The organism is Aetokthonos hydrillicola CCALA 1050 (assembly GCF_017591665.1).
GTDB lineage: Bacteria > Cyanobacteriota > Cyanobacteriia > Cyanobacteriales > Nostocaceae > Aetokthonos > Aetokthonos hydrillicola.
This window is the reverse complement of sequence record NZ_JAAKGC010000052.1, coordinates 20,590-42,300: the sequence shown is the minus strand read 5'-3', so window position 1 is coordinate 42,300 and position 21,711 is coordinate 20,590. Positions and strand designations below refer to the sequence as shown.

General features: G+C 39.8%; 19 protein-coding genes. 11 read left to right on the top strand and 8 right to left on the bottom strand.

What is annotated here, in order from left to right:
• Positions 1-91: 91 nt before the first annotated feature.
• Together G4P69_RS23095 and G4P69_RS23090 are read left to right on the top strand one after the other, a co-directional pair.
• On the top strand, positions 92-1,663 hold the full coding sequence (locus G4P69_RS23095) for a metallophosphoesterase family protein (RefSeq protein ID WP_208340440.1): 1,572 nt from the start codon (positions 92-94) through the stop codon (positions 1,661-1,663).
• A gap of 38 nt (positions 1,664-1,701) precedes the next feature.
• Positions 1,702-2,490, top strand: coding sequence for a class I SAM-dependent methyltransferase (locus tag G4P69_RS23090; RefSeq protein ID WP_208340441.1), 789 nt, complete (start codon positions 1,702-1,704; stop codon positions 2,488-2,490).
• 173 nt (positions 2,491-2,663) lie between these two features.
• Here the strand turns inward: G4P69_RS23090 and G4P69_RS23085 are convergent, their stop codons facing one another.
• The 4 genes from G4P69_RS23085 to G4P69_RS23070 all read right to left on the bottom strand — a co-directional run bounded on the left by G4P69_RS23085 (position 2,664) and on the right by G4P69_RS23070 (position 4,622).
• On the bottom strand, positions 2,664-2,843 hold the full coding sequence (locus G4P69_RS23085; RefSeq protein ID WP_208340442.1) for a hypothetical protein: 180 nt from the start codon (positions 2,841-2,843) through the stop codon (positions 2,664-2,666).
• Positions 2,844-3,220: 377 nt separating this feature from the next.
• Entirely contained in the window at positions 3,221-3,502 is a 282-nt protein-coding gene (locus tag G4P69_RS23080; protein ID WP_208340443.1) for a hypothetical protein, read from the bottom strand.
• Positions 3,503-3,504: 2 nt separating this feature from the next.
• On the bottom strand, positions 3,505-3,972 hold the full coding sequence (locus tag G4P69_RS23075) for a VOC family protein (protein ID WP_208340444.1): 468 nt from the start codon (positions 3,970-3,972) through the stop codon (positions 3,505-3,507).
• A 98-nt stretch (positions 3,973-4,070) separates the two neighbouring features.
• Positions 4,071-4,622: an SMI1/KNR4 family protein gene (locus G4P69_RS23070; protein WP_208340445.1), complete on the bottom strand. Its 552-nt coding sequence runs from the start codon at positions 4,620-4,622 to the stop codon at positions 4,071-4,073.
• Positions 4,623-4,857: 235 nt separating this feature from the next.
• On the opposite strand from G4P69_RS23070, the gene G4P69_RS23065 reads away from it, so the two are divergent.
• The 4 genes from G4P69_RS23065 (at position 4,858) to G4P69_RS23050 (ending at position 8,225) form a co-directional block, all read left to right on the top strand.
• The gene (locus G4P69_RS23065; RefSeq protein WP_208340446.1) at positions 4,858-7,020 is read left to right on the top strand and encodes a Tex family protein; all 2,163 of its coding nucleotides are present in this window, start codon (positions 4,858-4,860) and stop codon (positions 7,018-7,020) included.
• Between the two features lie 9 nt (positions 7,021-7,029).
• Positions 7,030-7,365 carry a 2Fe-2S iron-sulfur cluster-binding protein gene (locus G4P69_RS23060; protein WP_208340447.1) on the top strand — a complete coding sequence of 112 codons (336 nt, stop codon included), beginning with the start codon at positions 7,030-7,032 and terminating at the stop codon, positions 7,363-7,365.
• Positions 7,366-7,465: 100 nt separating this feature from the next.
• Entirely contained in the window at positions 7,466-7,891 is a 426-nt protein-coding gene (locus G4P69_RS23055) for a phage holin family protein (RefSeq protein WP_208340448.1), read from the top strand.
• Between the two features lie 145 nt (positions 7,892-8,036).
• Positions 8,037-8,225, top strand: coding sequence for a YqaE/Pmp3 family membrane protein (locus G4P69_RS23050; RefSeq protein WP_208340449.1), 189 nt, complete (start codon positions 8,037-8,039; stop codon positions 8,223-8,225).
• Between the two features lie 114 nt (positions 8,226-8,339).
• Here the strand turns inward: G4P69_RS23050 and G4P69_RS23045 are convergent, their stop codons facing one another.
• Together G4P69_RS23045 and G4P69_RS23040 are read right to left on the bottom strand one after the other, a co-directional pair.
• Positions 8,340-9,119 carry a GumC domain-containing protein gene (locus tag G4P69_RS23045; RefSeq protein ID WP_208340450.1) on the bottom strand — a complete coding sequence of 260 codons (780 nt, stop codon included), beginning with the start codon at positions 9,117-9,119 and terminating at the stop codon, positions 8,340-8,342.
• Between the two features lie 558 nt (positions 9,120-9,677).
• Entirely contained in the window at positions 9,678-15,050 is a 5,373-nt protein-coding gene (locus G4P69_RS23040) for an ATP-binding sensor histidine kinase (protein ID WP_208351349.1), read from the bottom strand.
• A 229-nt stretch (positions 15,051-15,279) separates the two neighbouring features.
• Between G4P69_RS23040 and petJ the strand changes: the two genes are divergently transcribed.
• The 3 genes from petJ (at position 15,280) to G4P69_RS23025 (ending at position 17,738) form a co-directional block, all read left to right on the top strand.
• Positions 15,280-15,630, top strand: a complete 351-nt coding sequence (petJ, locus tag G4P69_RS23035; RefSeq protein ID WP_208338794.1) for a cytochrome c6 PetJ — start codon at positions 15,280-15,282, stop codon at positions 15,628-15,630.
• Between the two features lie 152 nt (positions 15,631-15,782).
• Positions 15,783-16,802, top strand: coding sequence for an aldo/keto reductase (locus tag G4P69_RS23030; RefSeq protein WP_208338793.1), 1,020 nt, complete (start codon positions 15,783-15,785; stop codon positions 16,800-16,802).
• 111 nt (positions 16,803-16,913) lie between these two features.
• Entirely contained in the window at positions 16,914-17,738 is an 825-nt protein-coding gene (locus G4P69_RS23025) for a Uma2 family endonuclease (protein ID WP_208338791.1), read from the top strand.
• Positions 17,739-17,750: 12 nt separating this feature from the next.
• Here the strand turns inward: G4P69_RS23025 and G4P69_RS23020 are convergent, their stop codons facing one another.
• A complete protein-coding gene (locus G4P69_RS23020; protein WP_208338789.1) occupies positions 17,751-18,425 on the bottom strand; it encodes a GntR family transcriptional regulator in 675 nt (224 codons plus the stop codon).
• A gap of 86 nt (positions 18,426-18,511) precedes the next feature.
• On the opposite strand from G4P69_RS23020, the gene G4P69_RS23015 reads away from it, so the two are divergent.
• Entirely contained in the window at positions 18,512-20,131 is a 1,620-nt protein-coding gene (locus tag G4P69_RS23015; RefSeq protein WP_208338787.1) for a 2-isopropylmalate synthase, read from the top strand.
• 221 nt (positions 20,132-20,352) lie between these two features.
• Here the strand turns inward: G4P69_RS23015 and G4P69_RS23010 are convergent, their stop codons facing one another.
• Positions 20,353-20,634, bottom strand: coding sequence for a XisI protein (locus G4P69_RS23010; protein WP_243902092.1), 282 nt, complete (start codon positions 20,632-20,634; stop codon positions 20,353-20,355).
• Between G4P69_RS23010 and G4P69_RS40285 the strand changes: the two genes are divergently transcribed.
• Entirely contained in the window at positions 20,597-21,382 is a 786-nt protein-coding gene (locus G4P69_RS40285; protein ID WP_310833804.1) for a two-partner secretion domain-containing protein, read from the top strand. The two genes, G4P69_RS23010 and G4P69_RS40285, sit on opposite strands and share 38 nt — an antisense overlap.
• The last annotated feature ends 329 nt before the right edge of the window (positions 21,383-21,711 follow it).

Genomic DNA, 21,711 nt, shown 5'->3' with positions numbered 1-21,711 from the left:
GACTCCTGAATTCTGACTCCTGACTTCTTTTTGATAAATAATAGTTGTTAGTCGTTTTTTCTAACACTCAACACCCAACCCCTAATTCCCTATGCAATTTATAATTGATTCACCAATTCCTGTAAAAATTCAAAAGATGAAGGAACGGGTGCGGTGGCTACATCCGAGTTTTGTCCAAAGAGGAATTGACCAAACCTCTATGGTTTTGGACGATGGAAAATCGGATAATCCAGAATTTTCTTTTATGGTCATAGGTGATACTGGTACAAAGCCACTTTACGAACGTCACCCTCAAAGACAAATCGCAGAATTGATGCTTCCTCACCTTAATAAGTGCAGTTTTGTGTTACACACAGGTGATGTGATTTATGTCGTGGGTTCCCGAGAATATTACCAAACAAACTTTATGGAACCTTACCGTGAGTTTTTGGAGGGAGGCGAAAACTTCAAACGTATTCCCTATAACCGAATGCTGTTTAAAGTGCCAATTCTCCCGGTGCTTGGGAATCATGATTATTATGATGTACCACTGATGTCACGCTTGTTTGCTGGAAGTACATCGCTCCTGCGTCGTCTGCTTCGCTATAAAAATTCTGAGATTGGATGGCATGGATCATATCAAGGTGACGCCTACGCACAAGCATTTTTAGATTACTTAAAGGCGATCGCACCCGGTGAACAGTTAGAACGACACTTAGATCGCCATTATACTGCTAAAACTGACACAGGACGCTGTTTGCGTTACAAACCTGGGCAGTTCACCCGCTTACCCAACCGCTATTATACTTTCCGTTACGGTGGTATTGATTTTTTTGCTCTTGATTCTAATACCTTTAATGAACCATCACCTCTCCCTACAAACAAAGAGGGTGAAACAAAGCGCCGCGAACTACAAAAGCGTCAGCATGAGATAGAACAAGAAGAACTGCAAATTTTGTCACTTTGGAATCAACTAAACCCAAATACTCCAGAAGAAGCAGAAAAACTCGATGTTCTCAAAGCCAGATTAAACCAAATTGATGAAATCAAAATAGACATAGAAAAACAACTCGAACCTCATAATGTCCCTACTACCGACTTTGAACAACTGAACTGGCTACGAGACAGACTGATTGAATCGTGGAATACGAAAGAAGTTCGCGGGCGTATCATTTATTTCCACCATCCCCCCTATGTCACCGAAGCAACTAAGTGGTATCAAGCACAAACTTTAGCAGTTCGTCATAATCTGCGTTTGGTTTTTGATCAGGTTGCTAATACTCTTGGTTCCTTGACGGAAGGACGATCTATTGTTGATTTAATTTTGAATGGACACGCTCACTGTTTTGAATATCTTCGCACAACTAATACAGGACACGCTGACTCTAACATTAACTGCATTATTAGTGGTGGTAGTGGTCATCTTCCTCGACGACAACGGGATCAGGGATCAGAGTTAATGGAAACTTTTAAAGATGCTGCTGGTGATGACAAGCGAAAAGTTGCTGTTTCAGAACTTTTTATCGGTCGTACTGGTTACGATATACAGCAGCGATTTCCTTACTCCTTTGTACGAATTGATGTTCAAGACACTTGCCCACCTAAGTTTATCGTTAGACCGTTTGTTAGTGAGCGTTTCCAGGGAGATTGGTACAATCGTCCTGAAAAGCCCTTTGAGATTTAAGTTTTGAGAGCGACTTGCTAAGTCGTTGTGTACAAGAAATGAACACAAATCAAAAATATAAATACATTTTTATAACCTTTGTAGTGGCTATTCTAGGAATGCTGTCCTACTTACTGGTTAATCCTGGTAGTACAGTAGGAGTAGCTTCTTCATCTACCAGTGTTTACGAGCAACGACCTGTCCATAGTCGAGATGGTATCGGAAAGGTTTACATGGGTAGGGAAATAGCTCAAGTTATGGGACACTTAGCAGCTGGTTGGCTAGAACGACCAACTAGAGAAGCTGAAGAACAGCCAACTAAATTGATAAAAGCCCTCAACCTTAAACCTAATGACGTCGTAGCTGATATTGGTGCTGGTACAGGCTTTTTTGGCTTTCGCATTGCACCCCTATTAACGTCAGGAAAAGTTCTGGCTGTTGATATTCAGCCAGAAATGTTAAATATAATTGACTCTATTAAAAAAGAGAAACACATCACCAATGTTGAATCTGTTTTGGGAAGTGAATCGAACCCTAACTTACCACCTGAGAGTGTTGATTTGGCATTGATGGTGGATGCTTATCATGAGTTTTCTTACCCTAAAGAGATGATTCAAGGAATTACGCGTTCGGCGCTTCGCCGCAGCGCTTCGCTATCGCTCAAACCAGGTGGTAGAGTTGTGCTAGTTGAGTACCGAGGTGAGAATCCTTTTATCATGATTAAACCTCTACACAAGATGACTCAGAAACAAGCACGCAAAGAAATGCAAGCTGCTGGTTTGGTTTGGCGCGAAACTAACAACGTGCTACCGCAGCAACATATCATGATTTTCCAAAAGCCAGTTTAGGAAAGAATTCAGGAGTCAGCATGTGCATTGCGGCTGGCGATGGATACACGAATCTAATACCAATTCTCTAAAATAGAGAAACAAAGATCACCCCTAGGGGCGTAGCCTCTGGCTTCTCGCAGAGTACGGCGATGGTCAGACACTCGCCTCCCAACTACTACAGCACACCAAAGTCAACCTAAGACACACGCTGCTAAAATCAAACCTAAACCCGTAGAAATTGTGCCTGCCACAGGTTGGGTGTTTAATGATAAAGGAGAAGTCACCCTCATCTCTTCTGTATCCAACACTACCTCTAGTACTCCAACGAGTTGTCTTGCAAGGTGAACATTTCTCTCGATTACTGTCGACAATCATGCGATAGCGAAGCGCTGCCGCCTAAGGCAGATCGCTTTTCGCAACAATCCGCACTCTGACAATCCCAATTGCCAGAGTACAAAGTCCGATTAGCTACTGCATAAAGAGTAATGCCTACGCACTACGAAGATCACTTGTTACAAATATAGGACTTACGCATTGACAGAAACTATCAGATATGCGATTGGACGTAATAACTTCTCTACTCAGAATTTGGCGACAAAATGAGGGTATTCCCGCCCATTGTAAGGGCGAATGCCATTCGCCCCTACAGGTTTGAAACAACCATTATTCTTTAATGCACATAATATCCAATTTGTATAGTGCGTAAGTCCTAAAATAGTTAACAATTCTCACTAACAAAATGTGATGTTTAAGACTCAGGCAATACCAAGCTAGCACTTTGAGTTGCACTATCCCACACTATCCAGTTAAATTTATTATCTAAATTATCTGTTGTGGTCGAAACTTTAAAATACAACTTTTCCGCACCCCTAGTTTCAATCGCAAAGTCAGCCTTGTCAGCATAGACTACCTTAAAACCTCTGTCTCTGAGACAATACATAGCCCATGCTTTTAGCGACTGCTTATTTGGATCGTGTGGGATCGGTGGTTTCTTGATTGTTTGTTCGATCAATTGAAATGTTTGTAGCATTTTTACGCAACTTCTGGATCACAACGAATCTCAATCATAAATCCATCAGGATCATAAAAATACACTCCTCTCCCAGTAGGACGTGTGACGGGACCATGTGCAATTATTATTTGATTTTGTCGTAACACTTCGAGGGCGGATTCAAATAGCTGCGGATCTATATCAAAAGCTAGATGATAAGCTCTGGTAAAAGTGCGTTCTGGGTTTGGATCAGGTGGTGATAAGTTGGGTTCCCAAAACAAATCTAGTATAGTACCATCGGGTGTAACAAAGTTAGCTACTTTTCCCTCTGCTACTAAGTCTATAAGAGTTGCGGGAACCTCCTGATCTTTTAATTCGTGCAAGCCTAGTATCTTTCCATAGAAGTGTCGCGAAGCTTCCATGTCACGAACATTTAAGGCTATGTGATGCACTCGGCGTAAATCACCCGAAGCAAGAACTCTATTGAGAGATTGGGGGGTAGATTGCATGGCAAAACGATATTGAGTAACTATTTTTCCCAAGCTTTAGCATATTAGAGCACCTGGAGAATCAACAGGTGTATTCTCTCTTAAGAAAAATTAACAAGTTACTCTTTCGTTTGCATCTCAAAAGTCTGAGCTTGTGCTTCAAGTTCACTTAGTAAATTTTCTAACCAATCTAGAAAACTCACTCCTTTACGTAAAACACAACCCTCTTCAATATCAAACTCAAAAACTTCTCCTACGTCAAAGAAGATCCGTTCCGCTAATTCTTCAGCATCATCCTCTCGATCTAAATTCAAACACATAAACTTCTTACCCTCTAAATCTTCAGCAAAATCAATCCATTTGGGATTCCAGTATTGCTCATCATCTACAAATAGATTGTCGTAAACTATTTTTTCTGACATTGTGTCTGTCAGAATTCCTAGATCTGGTAGAGGTTGAATAATCCAGCGCCCAAGACGCCAAGCCCAGTCATGACTAAACTTTTGATAAAATAGTTTTAGTTCGTCAGGAAGCTTGACTCCTAGTAACTGTTCAACCTCAAAAATCTCCTCGTCAGATGCGACTCTGGGAGGTGTGACACATTTAGTTTGTTCGTGACGCACAAGTTGTGCATCGATTCTTTGCCATAGTGTTTGCATATTTACACTCATAGCCTGGTTACTGCAAATATACCTGTTAGCTCTAAGATTTAATTGTTACATTTTTTAAAGAAGTATACGCTTCTTAGCTGAATAAAAAATTGACCAAGACAGGGAGCAGGGAACAGAGAGCTCTTAGCAGGGAAAGAAAAAGGTACAAGCCCCTAAATTTATCAACAATTGTGAAATCCTTTGCTAAACTAGCTTAACACTGTGTGTTTGCACTATTTATGTAATTTACACACCAATGTTAAATATTCCTGAACTACTCGCAACTGAACTAAACCTCAAACCTTATCAGGTACAAAACGCGCTGGAACTACTGGCAGAGGGATCAACTGTTCCCTTTATTGCGCGTTACCGCAAAGAGCGCACTGGTGAAATGAATGAAGTCCAATTGCGCGATCTAGCAGATAGGTATACTTATCTCACAGAATTGGAAGCAAGAAAATCGGTGATCTTGAACGCGATCGCAGAACTTGGAAAACTCACCCCAGAACTACAAGCCAAAATTGAATCCTGCTTACAAAAAACTGAACTAGAAGATCTATATCTCCCCTTCCGTCCGAAACGACGCACTCGCGCCACAATAGCCAGAGAAAAAGGACTCGAACCCTTAGCCGAGTGGATCAAGTCGCTAAACACCAAGAATGCTCCACCAGCGTCACTAGAAGCGGAAGCTGCAAAGTATATTTCTGAAGAAAAAGCCGTCAAAACAGCAGAAGATGCGCTCAAAGGTGCTGCTGATATCCTGGCTGAAGAAGTCGCGGAAAAAGCTGAACTACGTGCTTACCTACGCGACTACCTTTTAGAGGAAGGGGTGTTTGTTTCTCATATTAAAGAGAATGACCATCCCGAAGGAACAACTAAGTTCGAGATGTATCGAAATTACCAAATGCGGGTAAAAAATATTGCACCCCATAATATGCTCGCACTAAGTAGGGGTGAAGCTGAAGGGGTTTTACAGTTTCAAATTGCTTTTGATGAAGATTTTGTACTCTCTTACCTAGAATCTCAGGAAATAAAGACAAAAGTCCGAGCCATTCGTGATTTTTATCAAGCGATGATCAAAGATGCATTTAACCGCTTGATGAAAGCTTCCTTGATGACTGAAGTTATTTCCGAGAAAAAGACATATGCAGATATTGAATCGATCAAAACCTTTGAAGCTAATTTACGGGAGTTGTTGCTGTCTGCTCCAGCAGGAATGAAGCCAACACTAGCGATAGATCCTGGTTTTCGGACTGGGTGTAAAGTTGTGGTACTTGATCAAACAGGAAAGTTTTTAGAATACCAGGCGATATTTCCTCACCAAGCTGCTGAACAACGGCTAAAAGCTGCACAAACTCTTAAAAGTTTGATTGAAAAGTACAATATTGATTTAATTGCTATTGGTAACGGAACAGCTTCTCGGGAGACAGACGAGTTTGTCTCACAGGTTTTGCAAAATGTGGAACGTAAGCCAATTAAAGTGATGGTCAATGAGTCAGGTGCTTCCATATACTCTGCCAGCAAAGTCGCGCTTGAGGAGTTCCCTGATCTAGATGTTACTGTTCGCGGTGCTATTAGTATTGGTCGTCGTTTACAAGATCCCCTCGCTGAACTGGTGAAAATTGATCCCAAATCTATTGGGGTGGGACAATACCAACACGACGTGGATCAGAAGTTGTTGAAGAAGAAGTTAGAGGAAACTGTAGAAAGCTGTGTTAACTTCGTTGGTGTAGACTTAAACACAGCCTCAAAAGAACTTTTGGTGTCTGTTTCTGGAATTACGCCAACAGTCGCCAACAACATTGTCGGTTATCGTAATAAGCAAGGCGTGTTTAAAAATCGTCGAGAACTGCTAAAAGTTCCAAAGTTGGGACCAAAGGCTTTTGAACAAGCGGCGGGCTTTTTGCGTATTCGTGGTGGTAATAACCCACTCGATAACACAGCTGTACATCCAGAGAGTTACCCTGTAGTGGAAGCGATCGCCTCAGATCTCAACATACCATTAACTCAAATCACCCAGATTGCGGAAAAGCTGAATAAAGTTAACCTCAAGAAATACATCACTGACACTGTAGGCGAACCGACCTTGCGTGATATTCTCAGTGAACTAGAAAAACCAGGTAGAGATCCACGGGCTGAATTTAAGTATGCCACCTTTAAAGACGATATTAAAGAAATTTCTGATCTTAAAATTGGCATGGAATTAGAAGGTATTGTGACTAATGTCGCTAACTTCGGCGCTTTCATTGATATTGGGGTGCATCAGGATGGTTTAATACATATCTCTCAACTTGCTGATAGATACGTGGATGATCCAAAGAAAATTGTTAAAGTCGGACAAGTTGTGAAAGTGCGGGTGCTGGAAATTAACGAGAAGTTGAAGCGGATTAGTTTGTCGATGAAATCAATTAGGCAATAAAGACAGGAAATGGCAGTTTATCAAGTTAGATTAATTAATCAGGCTATTGGGTTGGATCGCACTATTGAAGTTCCAGACGATCAGTATATTCTAGACATCGCTGAAGATGAGGGGATCAGACTTCCATCAGGGTGCAAACAAGGTGAGTGTTCTGCCTGTGTTGCTAAAATTCTGAGTGGAGAAGTTGATCAAAGTGAGCAAAAGTTTTTGCGTAAAAGTGAAACCGAAGCTGGCTACATTGTAACTTGTGTCGCTTACCCTTTATCTGATTGCACTTTAGAAACTCATCAAGAACAAGTTTTGTATCAATCGTCTCTTTACTATAAAAACAACCAAATGGCATAAGAGAAATATGCCTTGCTAGAGAGGTTGAAAGCACAGCACATCTTTGAACATGGGAATAGAGCTTTAAAAGTATCTATACTCTGTTTTTGGGGGAAAAAACATGACGGGAACATTTTTAACTGCGATCGCCACAGCATTAAGCCTGTTGATTGTTGATTTGGTCGTTCCAGGCGTTAATATTGCTAACTTTCCAGCTGCTGTCATTGCTGCTTTGGCGATCGGCTTAATCAACGGTTCAGTGAAACCAGTCCTATCTGCTCTATCTTTACCACTTAATATAGTCAGCCTAGGAGCATTTTCGCTTGTAGTTAACGGTATCTGTTTCGCATTAGCAGCATTTCTGGTTCCAGGGTTCAGCGTTCATGGAATAATCGCTTTTCTTCTAGGTCCAGTAGTATTATCGTTTGCTGGTACTTTCATCAATAACTACTTTGCTGAGAAAAATCTGGCTCTAACAGGTAGTGATAGCGTAAAAACCAATACTGATCTGCCTTCTAGTTCCAAAACTCAATTGCCTTCTAATTAGAACACAGCATATTGATGCACAGACACCGAGAATTCCTTCTGTACAGGAGTCACACACCAAGATAATTCCTCAGATGGAGTTCTAGACTCGGCTTTATTCAAGACAATGAAATTGAAAATAGTTAAAAAAAAGTAGCAGAAATACCATGAAATTACTTCGTTTTCTTCTCGGTCTTATTCTACCTCCTTTAGGTGTTTTCCTAACAGTTGGAGTAGGTCCCACTTTGTTGATTAATATCTTACTGACTTTCTTGGGCTGGCTTCCCGGTAGTATTCATGCAATTTGGGTTATTGCTAAGTACGAAGAAAGAATGGATCAGGGTGAAATATACTAAGCCTTAAGAAGTAGATGAGATAACCGAATAGGGGTTTGGTAAAGAAGGATGTAGGGGCGAACGGCGTTCGCCCCTACAGTATTCGCTGGTCTATTTTAGAGAATTTGTATTAGATCATTTATTAACGTGTTCCTTATCCTTTAAGCCATCAGCAGCAGCTTGGAGTAAATCCCGCAATATCTGTTTTAGCTGACGCTCTTTCTTAGCTAAAGAAGTACCAGCTTCACCAAGCTTCTCATCTAGTTGCGAGCTTTTTTGTTGCACTTGCGTCACCACAGCTTCAGCTTGTGGGCGTGCTTGATTAGCCCAATTCTTGGCATCTTCTAAATACTCTTTAACTTCAACAGAGCGTCCACCATAACGAGCAGCTAAGTTAGCTTTAACGATAGCTAGCTGTGCTTGTAATTGAGCATAGCGTTTTTTCAACAATCCTACCTCCTCACTGTTTTGAACAGAATTAATTGCTGAATCAATAATAGTTTTAGTATTAGCTGGTGTGTCTTTACTTGTTTGTTGAAGTTCTGTTAGGATACCGTCAACTTCTTGTTGAATTTGTGATTCTTGCTCATCTAAATTAGCCTGTAAAAGCTTTACTTCGTTTTGAGTTTTAACAATAGCTTCGTGTCTTTTAGTATTAACGGCTTCTAATGCTCCTTCAATTGAAGCTGTCACTTCTTCTTTTACTTCACTACCTTTTTCTTGTAAGTTTTCTATCACGGTAGAAACAGCGTCTTTTACAAGAGTACGTAGTTCAGTAGAGCCTTCTTTGAACTCAGATACTACTTGAGAAATTGCCGATTTTACAATTTCTCTGACTCGCTCTGATCTTAACTGTCCAGTTTGTTTGGCTTGTTGGAGGTCTGCTTTAATTTGCTCTTTAATATTATTAGTCATTCTCAGTACTCACTCGAATTTTACATTAGTTTTTTTGGTAGAAGTCATCTAAGATTCAGGAGATCGTAAACAGAGTAGTGAGAGTATTACTAATGATTTCGGTTCTTAGAAAGTCTTGTACTTCGTTTACTTATTACCTGACTCTCTACTCCCTCCTCTATACTGACTTAATATCTCCATAAGTGGTACTTCCTTTAGATAGAAAACTAGATAGCTAAACGAAAGGCACCAGCGAACATTGCAGAGCCAGAGCGTGAGTCTAGTAGAAGCTTTCCTCATTTAACTTGACATTCCATTCTTGGTATTTTTTTTGACTCTAATTGATAAATATTAAATAATTTTACTTAAAAAGAATTGTTTTTAATGATGAGCTTTTAGAAAAAAGGATAATAGAGGTAAATCATTGCTGTTATATAGGATTCCCATTTGATTTTTGAAATTTAAGTAGGGTGTGTTAGGACGAAGTCCGTAACGCACCACTCCAAGGTTTCGGTACTCTTTAATTTTTGAAGAAGAATTCTCGAGCCAGAATTCAAAATCAATTTTGAGTGATAAACCTCATAAAGGAATTTGAATAATAAATTCTGTACCCTCACCAAAAACAGAGTGACACGTCAATTTACCACCGTGGGTTTCTTCGACAATTTTACGTGATATTGCCAAACCTAAACCTGTACCTTTACCAACATGTTTGGTAGTAAATAAATGGTCAAAAATCTTTTGTTTAACTGTTTCATCTATTCCAATACCATTATCAGCAATAATAATTTGTACACAGTTATCTACCAGGATAGTAGTAATTTTAATCAAATTTGATTTTAGCTGAATTTCCTCAAAAGTGAGTCCATTGTTTGATTCCTCTAACGCATCAATAGCATTCCCTAAAATATTCATAAACACTTGATTTAATTGGCCAGGAAAGCATTCTATTTCAGGTAAATTAGCGTAGTTAGTGACAACTTCGATAGCAGCACGTTTTGCATTAGCCTTTAGACGATGTTTGAGAATGAGAAGAGTGCTATCAATACCAGAGTGGATATCAAAAGGAACTTTATAGTCTTGGTCAGACCGAGAGAAAGTACGTAAACTATTGCTGATATTTGTTAATCTCTCACATGCCGTTGTCATCGAACCAAGCATTTTTGGAAAATCTTCTAAGCTATAGTCTAAATCAATTTCTTCGGCATGGCTTTGGATTTTTTTACTCTGATTAGGAAAAGTTTCTTGATATATTTGTAAGTGTTCAGCAATATCAGAGAAGATAGGTTTAGCTTGTTTGAGACTGGCAGATATAAACCCTAGAGGATTATTCATTTCATGAGCTACCCCTGCAACCAAATTACCTAAAGCTGACATTTTTTCACTTTGGACAATTTGTAATTGAGCCTGTTGTAAGTCATGCAATGCTTGTTGAGCTTTTTGATAAAGTCGAGCGTTTTCCAAAGATATGGCAGATTGGGAAGCAAGTAGATTGATAACTTCCAGACGTTCAGTGGTAAATACTTCAGAAGTAGTTTGATTTTCTAGATATAGAATAGCTACTAAATTTCCTTGATTAATTATGGGTGTACATAAGACACTCTGGGGTTGATATGTGAGCATATATTCGCCAATTAACCCTGGAATGTCTGTTTGACAATTATCTATGACTATAGGTTGTTGAATATTTTTGACATAATTGATAATTGTTGTGGGAATATCTTCAAAAGTATCTAGTGATTTTGGTTTAAGCAGGGTTTGTATTTGATTTTGGGAATTAATCGAAGTAACTGCTCGAACTTGCCAAATGTCGTCTTGAGGGAGAATCAATAGAGATTTTTTCGCACCAGAGTTTTCGAGGGTAATTTGAGTCAAGTTAGTAATGAGTTGGTCTAATTCGATACTACTAGAAATAGTTTGAGCCGCTTTGAGTACGCTGATAAAATCTAGGGCATCAGAAATATGAGTGCTACTAAGACTAGATATTTGAGCAGATGAAGAGATTATTTTTTCCTGGGGATGGAGGTTAATCTGTTTTTGATCGAAGATAGGTTTAAGCAGGTGAGGATAGAGCTTTTCTAGGTCATCTATTTTAGCTTTTGCTCCCCATTTAGCATAACAATAATAAGCTTGTTGCATATACAACTCGGCAAATTTTTCTCTACCCAAATTGAGATAGAATTTGGCAGCCAGTTCATTGGCTAAAGCTTCTTCTTGGATATACTTGTTGGCTTTGGCTCCTGCGATCGCACGATCATACCAGTCCGCAGCTTCGTAATTCTTACCTAAGATCCGATGTTTTTCAGCCTCTACTAAATCAACTTTATGTTGCTGATTCATGGGTGCATGGTGTGCAAACTGAACCAGAATGGTTTGATAGGTTTTTACAATAGCAAGAATTTCAGCTTGCTCCTTTTCTGGCTCGTTCAGGATGCGTGTTAGGTGTGTCAGAGCTGCATAAAAATAAAAAATAGGAACAAAAATCGACCCTGATACTGCTTTGAGAGACAACTGTGCTTCAGCAACGTAGTTAATCGCATCTGCATAATTACCAAAAATGTAGGCAAGGATCAGCTTGTAGATATAGACTTCAACGATCGCTGTTTGATCGTTATCGTGTCGGTGCTTAGGAAGCATCACTGTTTCACTGTAGGTATTGCCAGTTAAGTAATGTGGTTGGCTAACTGGCTCAATCAAGTTTTCTGCTGTTTGTTTTCCTAAATTCACATAGGCTTGAGCAGCATATTGTTTTATCTGCGCTAAAGCAACACTATAATTAGCCATGTCTTTGACAAAACTATCTAGTTCTTCACCACTAAAAAATTTTGAATTACTGTGGGTAGCCAAAGAAAATCCAGCATGCATAAAATCGCCAGTGTCGATCCCAGTATCATAAGCAACTTTTAGCGTCTGTATGGAGTCCCTCAATGGTTCTCTATGGGGCTGAATAAAATTGCCAAAAAGAAACATCACGATAGGCTTAATCTTTTGGCTATTAAATTTTTCAAGTAAATTTAAAGCCACTTTTCCAAAAGCATAGCCTGTGACTGCGTCTGCGAAAAAGGCAGACATTACCAGTCCGTGAAGGGCATACCCAATTGTTGATGAGATCGTGTTACCAAATTGGAGAGATAGACTCACCATCTTTGAACTAAGCCAGGGCAATAAACTTGGCATTCCTTGGATAACGGGTGCAAATAAGATTCCCATAATGTGCATTGCAGACTGAGTTTCGGCATCATTTGTGAGTGGCAGATTGATCAATGTTTCAACTTCGATGTTTTCGAGTTGGTTTGCGAGAGTTTGCACTGCTTTGCCTATCTCGGCTTTGTCAGATTCTTTTGGTAGTTCAATCCCCAACTGCAATAATGCTGTTCTCCCAACGTCAATCGCTTCCAACACATAACTTTGTAAAGTTTTTGCTGCGATTTGAATTTCGTAGATTTTCACCTTATCGAGAACTGTTTTTGCTTGCTGCAATACCAATGTTGCTTGCTGTTCCATACCCTCAAAGTCACCATTCAAATAACTGACTTCGGCAGATGTGAGATACAGATTCAAAGCCAATTCATATTGATGGCTCCAAGAATTTGCTTGTAATAGATCAATACCTATTTGCAAATAAACCCTTGCTGCTGGGTAAGCTGTAGAATTTCTTGCTTTAACTCCAGCTCTCAAGTTTAGTTCAGCTAATGCTTGGCGTTCCCTTGGTTGAACAATTAACTCTTGTGCTAGATTCAAATGCTCAACAATGTCAAACAATTTTTCCTCTTGCTCAATCTCAGATAAATTTTGTAAAAGTAATTGTCCAATTTTAAGGTGGGTTGGTGTTTTTTGATCGTCAGGAATCAGGAAATAAGCTGCTTGCTGTACCCTATCATGCAAAAATTGATACTTAGCTATTCTTTTACTGGTATCTTTAGGTGACAGTATAAATCTCTCATTATCCTCTCCCTGATAAAACTTATAAACATCACTGATTGGTAAAATCAATCCTTCTTGTAAAGCTTTCCATAAAGATTTTGCCGTTTCTAATTCGGATTTTTCTAAAACAATTGCTAAAGTTGCAATATCAAATTGATTGCCAATACAAGCAGCTATTTGTAATACCTGTTGAGTTAATCGCGGCAGTTTTCCTAATTGCAATGCCATAAAATTAACAACGTCATCTGTAACCGCTTGTGTTTTTATTTGTGCAATATCGCATTGCCAATAGCCTAATTCAAAATTAAATTGAATGATATTTTCTTGCTGCAACGCTTTAAGAAACTGTGTAGCAAAAAATGGATTTCCTTGTGTTTTTTGAAAAACTAATCTAGAAAGGGGAAGTGCTAGACTTTCTTTACATTTAAGTGTGTCAGCAACTAGTTGATTGAGTTGTTCTTGATTGAGTGGTGCTAAAGTAATTGTATTAATCGTGCAGTGTGTTCTTTGTATGTCATTCAAATTCAACATTAATGGGTGTCCTGGGTTGACTTCATTGTCACGGTATGCACCAATTAATAAAAGATAACCTGTATCAACCATTAATAGCTGCATCAATTTTAGTGATGCTAAATCTGCCCATTGCAAATCATCTAAAAATATTACTAGGGGATGTTCTAGACTGGTGAAGAGTTGGGTAAATTTTTGAAATAATAAGTTAAATCGATTTTGTGCTGCTGTTCCTGATAATTCTACTGCTGGTGGTTGAGCACCGATGATATTTTCTAATTCTGGTACGACATCAATAATTACCTGTCCGTTTTCTCCAAGAATCTCTAATATTTTGTTTTTCCATTGCTGAATCTGTGAATCGTTTTCTGTTAATAATTGTCCCATTAAATTCCGGAAGGCTTGCACAAATCCGTTGAAAGGAATATTTCGTTGAAATTGGTCAAATTTTCCTTTAATAAAATAACCCCGCTGTTTCACAATTGGTTTATGAACTTCGTTGACGACAGCAGTTTTCCCAATTCCAGAAAAACCAGCTACCAACATCATTTCTGTTGTACCTTTGCTAACTCGGTCAAATGCTTGCAGCAGGGTTGATACTTCCGCTTCTCTTCCATATAATTTATCAGGAATGATAAAGCGATCACATAAATCCCTTTTGGCAATATCAAAGCTCTCAATTCTACCTGTTTCCTTGAGTTGAGCTAGACAATTCTCTAAATCAAATTTCAATCTTAATGCACTTTGATAACGATCTTCTGCATTTTTTGCCATCAATTTCATTACAATCTCACAGAGAACTTGGGGGATATCTTTTTTCCTGTTGCTCAATTTATCGGGAATTTTCGCAATATGAGAATGTACCAATTCCATTGCTTCATTCGCTTCAAAAGGCAATTCTCCTGCCAGTAACTCATAAAAAGTCACACCAAGTGAATAAAAGTCAGTTCGGTAGTCAATCAAGCGATTCATTCTACCAGTTTGTTCTGGAGAAATGTAAGCCAGTGTTCCTTCTAACACTTTTGGATTGACTAACGCTTGTGTTTCTCTTGGCAATAAAGATGCGATACTAAAGTCGATTAATTTAACTTGTTTGGTTTGGGCATTAATTAAAATGTTGCTGGGTTTTATATCTTTATGAATGATCCGCTCTCGATAGAGTACATTTAAGGCATCGCACAGTGCGATCGCTATTTTCAAACATTCCTCTAGAGATTTTTGGGTATTCCTCTCTCCCCATTGCTTCAGAGAAATACCGCCAAAATCTTCCATCACCAGCACATAACCATTTTCGTAAGCTTCCAGGCTATAGGTTTGGACAATTAGAGGTGAATTAAGGTTTTTTGTGATAGTGTACTGGTTACGAAATGACAAAAGTTCGCTGAAAGTCGGATAAGGATTTTTCAGCAATTTAATTACTACAGGTAATGAGTCAATTAGTCGAGATCCTCGATAAACTAGAGTTCTAGAGCCGTTGTAAATTTCTTCGCTTATCTTGTAGCCAAGAATACTTGCCATAGTGCTAAACCTTAAATCATATATTTAGTATTCCCATACGGGTGTCTGCTAAAATACGTGCCAAATTAGAAGCTTTGTTAAGAATTGTTACAATTTAGGCGTTAGTACTAAACAAATCGAACATCACGTGTGCTAACGCCCGTCGCCTGAAATACGAAGGAGACTTTTCTCAATCCGAACACTTTTCATGGTACGGTAACATGCTCAACAGGCAAGAGGCGATATTGAAATGTATATCAAGTTAAAACGTCTATTCACGATTCTTTTGCTAACATTGATTGTATTAACTTTTAACCCGATATCTACCGCATCAGCCGCAGATACGGCAAATGGGGCGAAAATCTTTAGCGCTCAATGTACTGGTTGTCATATCAATGGTAGTAATATCATCAGGCGTGGTAAGAATTTGAAGCTACAAGCGTTAAAAAAGTATGGTATGGATTCAGTAGAGGCAATTTCCTTGATAGTGGCAAATGGTAAAAATAATATGTCAGCTTATAAAGATCGCCTCACTGAACAAGAAATACTAGAAGTCTCGACTTATGTTCTAAAGCAAGCTGAAAATCGCTGGCGTAAATAGAACAAAAAAACAACAACTGACTAATACCAATTTAATATGAAGATGTACATAGCTTGACCCCCCTGTAGTCCCCCCTTGGTAAGGGGGGACGGCTTAGCCGGGGGGTTAATATATGCAGCGTCACAAAGAAATGGTATAACCCAGAATCCAAAATGAACCTACCAGCATCAAGTCGTTTACAATTTACACCTGATTTAAACATTTGCCGTGTTCTAAACGGAATGTGGCAAGTTTCTGGCGGACACGGACGTATTGATCCAAAAGCTGCCATTGAAAGTATGTTTAAGTATATAGATGCAGGTTTTACTACATGGGACTTAGCAGACCATTATGGCCCAGCAGAAGACTTGATCGGTGAGTTTCGCCGTCAAGTTGTTGCAACTCGTGGTGAAGAGGCTTTATCTGATATTCAAGCCTTTACAAAATGGGTTCCTCGCCCTGGTAAAATGACGAAGAAAATCGTTGAAGAAAATATTGATATATCTTTGAGACGAATGGATGTTGCATCGTTAGATTTGATGCAATTTCATTGGTGGGAGTATCAAGATAAAAACTACCTGGATGCCCTCAAGTATATGGCGGAGCTGCAAGCTGAGGGAAAAATCAAGCATTTAGCTTTAACTAACTTTGATACTGAACACTTACAAATTATCACAGAAGCAGGTATTAGAATCGTTTCTAATCAAGTGCAATTTTCTATTGTTGACCGTCGTCCTGAAGTAAAGATGATTGAATTTTGTCAACAGCACAATATTAAACTTTTCACTTATGGGACACTTTGTGGTGGTTTCTTGTCAGAAAAGTATATAGGGAAACCAGATCCACGAGGATTTGACCTTACAACCACCAGTTTAAGAAAATATAAGAATATGATTGAGGCTTGGGGTGGTTGGCGTCTATTTCAAGAATTACTTTCTACTCTGAAAAAAATAGCAGATAAACACAGTGTTAGTCTTGCAAATGTAGTTGTGCGTTATATTTTGGACAAACCATCAGTTGGAGGTGTTATTGTTGGTGCAAGGCTTGGTTTATCTGAGCATGTAGAAGACAATGCCAGAGTATTTGACTTCACGCTAGATGCTGACGATTTAAATCAGATAGATGCTGTGTCTCAAAAGTCAGGCGATTTATATGAGTTAATTGGCGATTGTGGCGACGAGTATCGGCGATAAAATCAGGAAAATATAAAATTATTATTGTAGTGCGGGCATCTTGCCCGCGTTCCATATACAAATTAAATACACAGCAACTGACAAATAAATGTAAACGCATCAGGGTATAATATGTCACCTAATCTTATTCAAGATCAAAGTCTATCCCCAGCTGATATCCCAGATTGGGAACCACCTGAGCCACCAACAGATTTAATATTTGATGATGGAGAACCCTTGGAAAGTAACCGCCACCGCATTGCAATGAATGTTTTAATCCAGTCTCTGGAACAAGCTTGGTCAGACCGCAATGATTACTTCACAGGCGGTAATATGTTTATTTATTACAGTAGTGCCCAAGTACGAAATCGCGATTTTAAGGGACCAGATTTTTTTGTGGTTCTCAATGTTGAAGGAGAGCGTTCTCGCCAAGGTTGGGTTGTATGGGATGAGAATGGACGCTATCCTGATGTGATTATTGAGTTAATGTCTCCTTCAACGAAAAATGTTGATCTACGTGAGAAAAAAAATCTCTATGAAGGAGTTTTTAGAACTCGGGATTATTTTGTTTTTGACCCGTTTGACCCTAATTCTTTACAAGGATGGCGCTTAGATAGCGATCTCCGCTATCAGCCTTTAGTTGCTAATGAACAAGGTTGGTTATGGTGCGAAACTTTGGGGTTTTGGTTGGGAACTTGGGAAGGAACGATTATCCGAGAAACTGCATCCTGGTTACGATTTTATGACCGCGAGAGAAATTTAGTTTTGTTACCAGACGAAGCTGAACGCGATCGCGCAGAAGCCGAACGCCAACGCGCAGATGCTGAACGCGATCGCGCAGAAGCCGAACGCCAACGCGCAGATGCTGAACGTGATCGCGCAGATGCTGAACGTCAACGTGCTGAACGTTTAGCTGCACGTTTAAAGGAATTGGGAGAAAATATAGAAGAATTATAACGCTGAAAACTCTTATCTTCTAATTTGCGTCAAGTACATAACTAGTTCTGCTCCTTCTACTTCAATGTGCTGTTTCAAAAGTTCAACAGCAGCTTTACTATCTCCTTCACGACAAGCATTTAGGAGTTGATAGTGTTCTTTTTGTGAGCGTTCTAAGTCATTCATCTGCGCAATAAGCAGGCGTATATACCTATCAATGTTAGTGTGTAGGTTTTTGATCATTGTTAGTAATCGAGGACGGTTGGCGATCGCATAAAGCGCTGCATGAAATTCCCAGTTCAGTTGTACTAAACGCGGTGCATCAGTTGTGTGGTGAGTCGCTTCCAAAATCTCAGATGCTTTTTGTAGCGTTGATTCCGTTACATTAGGTATTGCCAATCGAAGAATTGTCGTTTCTAAAGCGCTACGTATCTCGTAGATTTCTTGTACTTCTGCGCTTGTTAAAACTGATACTATTGCTCCTTTGTTCAGGTGCAACGTTACCAATCCTTCTGCTTCTAGCTGTCGTAAAGCTTCACGCACAGGAATGCGACTGACTCCAAACTGAGTGGCAATTTCATCCTGTCTCAAAGATTGTCCTTCTTGAAAAATTCCCCGTAGGATCGCTTCCCGCAAAGCTTCTGCGATCAGATCAGGGGCGCTGCGTTGTTTTTGCAGTACATTTGCTGCTAAATCATTTAAATTCATACTTTATATTGTATACAATATTTGAATATTGTATACAATAGTCAAAGTGCTGATCCTAAAAATATTCAATCCTACGGGAGGAAGTTATGAGCATTCAACCCCAAACAGACCGAGTCATTATCTTTGACACCACACTACGAGACGGGGAACAATCACCAGGCGCAACACTCAATGTAGAAGAAAAGCTGGCGATCGCTCATCAACTTGCTCTCTTAGGAGTCGATGTAATTGAAGCAGGGTTTGCAGCAGCCAGCCCTGGCGATTTCGCCGCAGTGAAAACCATTGCTCAAGAAGTCGGAGTGTCAGGTGGACCAATTATTTGCAGTTTAGCAAGAGCAACGCGACAGGATATTCAAGCGGCGGCTCAAGCAGTACAATATGCTGCACATCCCAGAATCCATACAATGATCTCAACTTCTGATATTCACCTAAAGTACCAGTTGAGAAAGTCAAGGGAAGAAGTACTCGCGATCGCTAAGGAAATGGTAGCTTATGCTAAATCTTTTGTGGATGATGTAGAGTTTTCGCCAATGGACGCCAGCAGAACCGATCCAGAGTTTTTGTATCAAGTGCTGGAAGTGGCGATCGCATCTGGTGCAACTACCATTAACATTCCCGATACCGTTGGCTACTGCACACCTAAAGAAATGGCAATGCTCATTCAGGGTATTCGAGAACATGTTTCCAACTTCGACAACGTAATTCTTTCAGTTCATACCCAAAACGATTTGGGTTTAGCAACAGCCAACGCTTTGGCAGCACTTGAGAATGGTGTGCGTCAGGTGGAATGTACAATTAATGGAATTGGTGAACGAGCCGGTAATGCTGCACTAGAAGAAATTGTAATGGCGTTGCAAGTTCGTAAACCCTATTTCAACCCCTACTTCAATCGCCCAGTTGATTCAGAGGCACCCTTAACCAACATCAAAACCCAAGAGATTTACAAAACCTCTTGCTTAGTTTCTCAATTAACAGGAATGCAGGTTCAGGCTAATAAAGCAATTGTAGGAGCAAACGCTTTCGCCCATGAATCTGGAATTCACCAAGATGGGATTCTTAAGCATCGCCAAACCTATGAAATTATGGAAGCTGCTTCTATAGGTTTGCCAGAAAATCGTATTGTTTTGGGTAAACACTCAGGGCGCAATGCTTTCCGCACTAGACTTCAGGAATTAGGTTTTCAACTGAGTGAGGCTGATTTGAATAAAGCCTTCAGCCGGTTTAAGGAAGTTGCAGACAAGAAAAAAGAGATGTCTGACTGGGATTTAGAGGCTATAGTTCGAGACGAAACCCAGATACAAGTAGAAAACGCTTTTCAAATTGAACATATCCAAGTGATTTGCGGTGATAGCACTTATCCTAGTGCAACCATTACAGTTGTGACTCCAGAGCGACAAATTTTGACTGTTGCATCTGTAGGAACAGGCCCAGTAGATGCAGTTTATCAAGCAATCAACCAACTTGTAAAGATTCCCAATCAACTCATTGAGTTTTCTGTTCAATCTGTGACGGGCGGAATTGATGCTCTAGGAACTGTGACAGTTCGGGCACAACATCAAGAGCGTATTTTTTCTGGCCAAGCTTCTGATACAGACATCGTTGTTGCAGCAGCCTATGCTTATATGAATGCTCTCAATCGTCTTTATCGTTACTTGCAGCAGTCTGAGCCAACGGTATCAGCTGATTTTGCGACGACGGTTCATTAGTGATAGTGAAGCTTTGCTCTCGAAGGGCGATCGCAACTATTCTCTGATGTGTAGCTAATTTGTAAAAGACGAAAACGTTAAATTATCGTAGTGTGGGCATCTTGCCCACATAAGTATTGAGCGTACTACACAGGATCCATAACTTGAGTGCAAGAAATATTACTATTTCTTGTACTCATTACATCTGTGGGTTCGCGGTTTCAGGCTCAATCCAGTAACATCTAAGCCACACCATAATCTGTATACTGCCGTTTATAAGTAGGTTGCAAACCTAAAACAATATCCTCTCGTGGTACACCCATTGCTACCAACTCCTCCGCCGGATTTTGGTCAGTTAAATTTTGCTGTAGCCAGATTTTCCCGTTCTTAATATCAAAATGAATGATACAGCGATAAACACGCTTTAACCCTTCCCACCCTACATTCATCCACTGATAATGGTCGCGCTTTTCATCAAAAAATGGAATTATTAAAGCGTCGGGTAGTGCAAATCTATTCTTCATCAACCCTTCAGGCATTATTTTTGGAAAAAATGCCAGTTTAAATGTCGGCGGTTCGTTTGTAGCAACCACTGCTAATGCTATTCAGTTTGGTAATCTTGGGACTTTCAGTGCAAGTGTTCCAAATAATCCTGCTTTGCTCACAGTTAATCCTTCAGCACTGCTATTTAACCAAATTGCTACTCAACCGATTCAAAACAACTCAACTGCATCAGCAGGAGTAGATCCTGCTGGGTTTGATGTCTCTGGTTTGCGTGTTGGGGATGGGAAAAGCTTACTACTGGTTGGTGGCAATGTCAGTATGGATGGTGGACAACTCAATGCTTATGGTGGTCGAGTCGAGATAGGAGGATTAGCAACATCCGGTACTGTGGGGCTTAATATCAATGGTAATAATTTGAGTTTGGGCTTTCCTGCTTCTAGTCAAAGAGCAGATATATCTTTGACTAATGGCGCTGCTGTATATGTGGAAGCTGGTGGTGGTGGCAGTACCATAACAGGACGCGGTGGCTTGGCTCCTAGCCCTTACGAACCGCTAACTTCTGACGCTATTTGGTCAGACATTCGCTTACCACTAACCACAGCACCGCAAAATCAACCTAAGACACGCGCTGCAAGAATTAAACCTAAGCCAATAGAAATTGTCCCTGCTACCGGTTGGGTGTTCAATGGCAAAGGTGAAGTCACACTCATTTCTTCTGTGTCTAATGCTGCTTCTAACAGTACTCCAAATAGTTGTCCTGCAAGGTGAAAAATTTACTCTACCTTCAAGCGATCGCGAAGTGACGGCTTGCGCATCACCTCCGGCACTGTGCAAAGTGCGATCGCACCCAAGAGAGCATAATTCCCCTTAATATAATTTTTTCTAAACTTTCTTGAGATTTTGATTTAAACAACCAATAGTGCAATTGTAAATTCTGTCAATAAACCCTGATATTTTTAATTTGACTCTACGAATTGACAATACTTTTGGGCTGCGGTATTGTAATAATCACTGGCGGCGTATGACAATTTAAATTCAAATAGTTAAAAGCCTTGCAGTTGCGTTGTTCAATTGCTAAAGATTGAAAACTAAAAGCG

Bases quoted from the DNA above. Each gene is read 5' to 3' on its own strand.
- G4P69_RS23095 (WP_208340440.1), top strand. From the start codon at position 92: ATGCAATTTATAATTGATTCACCAATTCCTGTAAAAATTCAAAAGATG.
- G4P69_RS23090 (WP_208340441.1), top strand. From the start codon at position 1,702: ATGAACACAAATCAAAAATATAAATACATTTTTATAACCTTTGTAGTG.
- G4P69_RS23080 (WP_208340443.1), bottom strand. From the start codon at position 3,502: ATGCTACAAACATTTCAATTGATCGAACAAACAATCAAGAAACCACCG.
- G4P69_RS23075 (WP_208340444.1), bottom strand. From the start codon at position 3,972: ATGCAATCTACCCCCCAATCTCTCAATAGAGTTCTTGCTTCGGGTGAT.
- G4P69_RS23070 (WP_208340445.1), bottom strand. From the start codon at position 4,622: ATGAGTGTAAATATGCAAACACTATGGCAAAGAATCGATGCACAACTT.
- G4P69_RS23065 (WP_208340446.1), top strand. From the start codon at position 4,858: ATGTTAAATATTCCTGAACTACTCGCAACTGAACTAAACCTCAAACCT.
- G4P69_RS23060 (WP_208340447.1), top strand. From the start codon at position 7,030: ATGGCAGTTTATCAAGTTAGATTAATTAATCAGGCTATTGGGTTGGAT.
- G4P69_RS23055 (WP_208340448.1), top strand. From the start codon at position 7,466: ATGACGGGAACATTTTTAACTGCGATCGCCACAGCATTAAGCCTGTTG.
- G4P69_RS23050 (WP_208340449.1), top strand. From the start codon at position 8,037: ATGAAATTACTTCGTTTTCTTCTCGGTCTTATTCTACCTCCTTTAGGT.
- G4P69_RS23045 (WP_208340450.1), bottom strand. From the start codon at position 9,119: ATGACTAATAATATTAAAGAGCAAATTAAAGCAGACCTCCAACAAGCC.
- G4P69_RS23040 (WP_208351349.1), bottom strand. From the start codon at position 15,050: ATGGCAAGTATTCTTGGCTACAAGATAAGCGAAGAAATTTACAACGGC.
- petJ (WP_208338794.1), top strand. From the start codon at position 15,280: ATGTATATCAAGTTAAAACGTCTATTCACGATTCTTTTGCTAACATTG.
- G4P69_RS23030 (WP_208338793.1), top strand. From the start codon at position 15,783: ATGAACCTACCAGCATCAAGTCGTTTACAATTTACACCTGATTTAAAC.
- G4P69_RS23025 (WP_208338791.1), top strand. From the start codon at position 16,914: ATGTCACCTAATCTTATTCAAGATCAAAGTCTATCCCCAGCTGATATC.
- G4P69_RS23020 (WP_208338789.1), bottom strand. From the start codon at position 18,425: ATGAATTTAAATGATTTAGCAGCAAATGTACTGCAAAAACAACGCAGC.
- G4P69_RS23015 (WP_208338787.1), top strand. From the start codon at position 18,512: ATGAGCATTCAACCCCAAACAGACCGAGTCATTATCTTTGACACCACA.
- G4P69_RS23010 (WP_243902092.1), bottom strand. From the start codon at position 20,634: ATGAAGAATAGATTTGCACTACCCGACGCTTTAATAATTCCATTTTTT.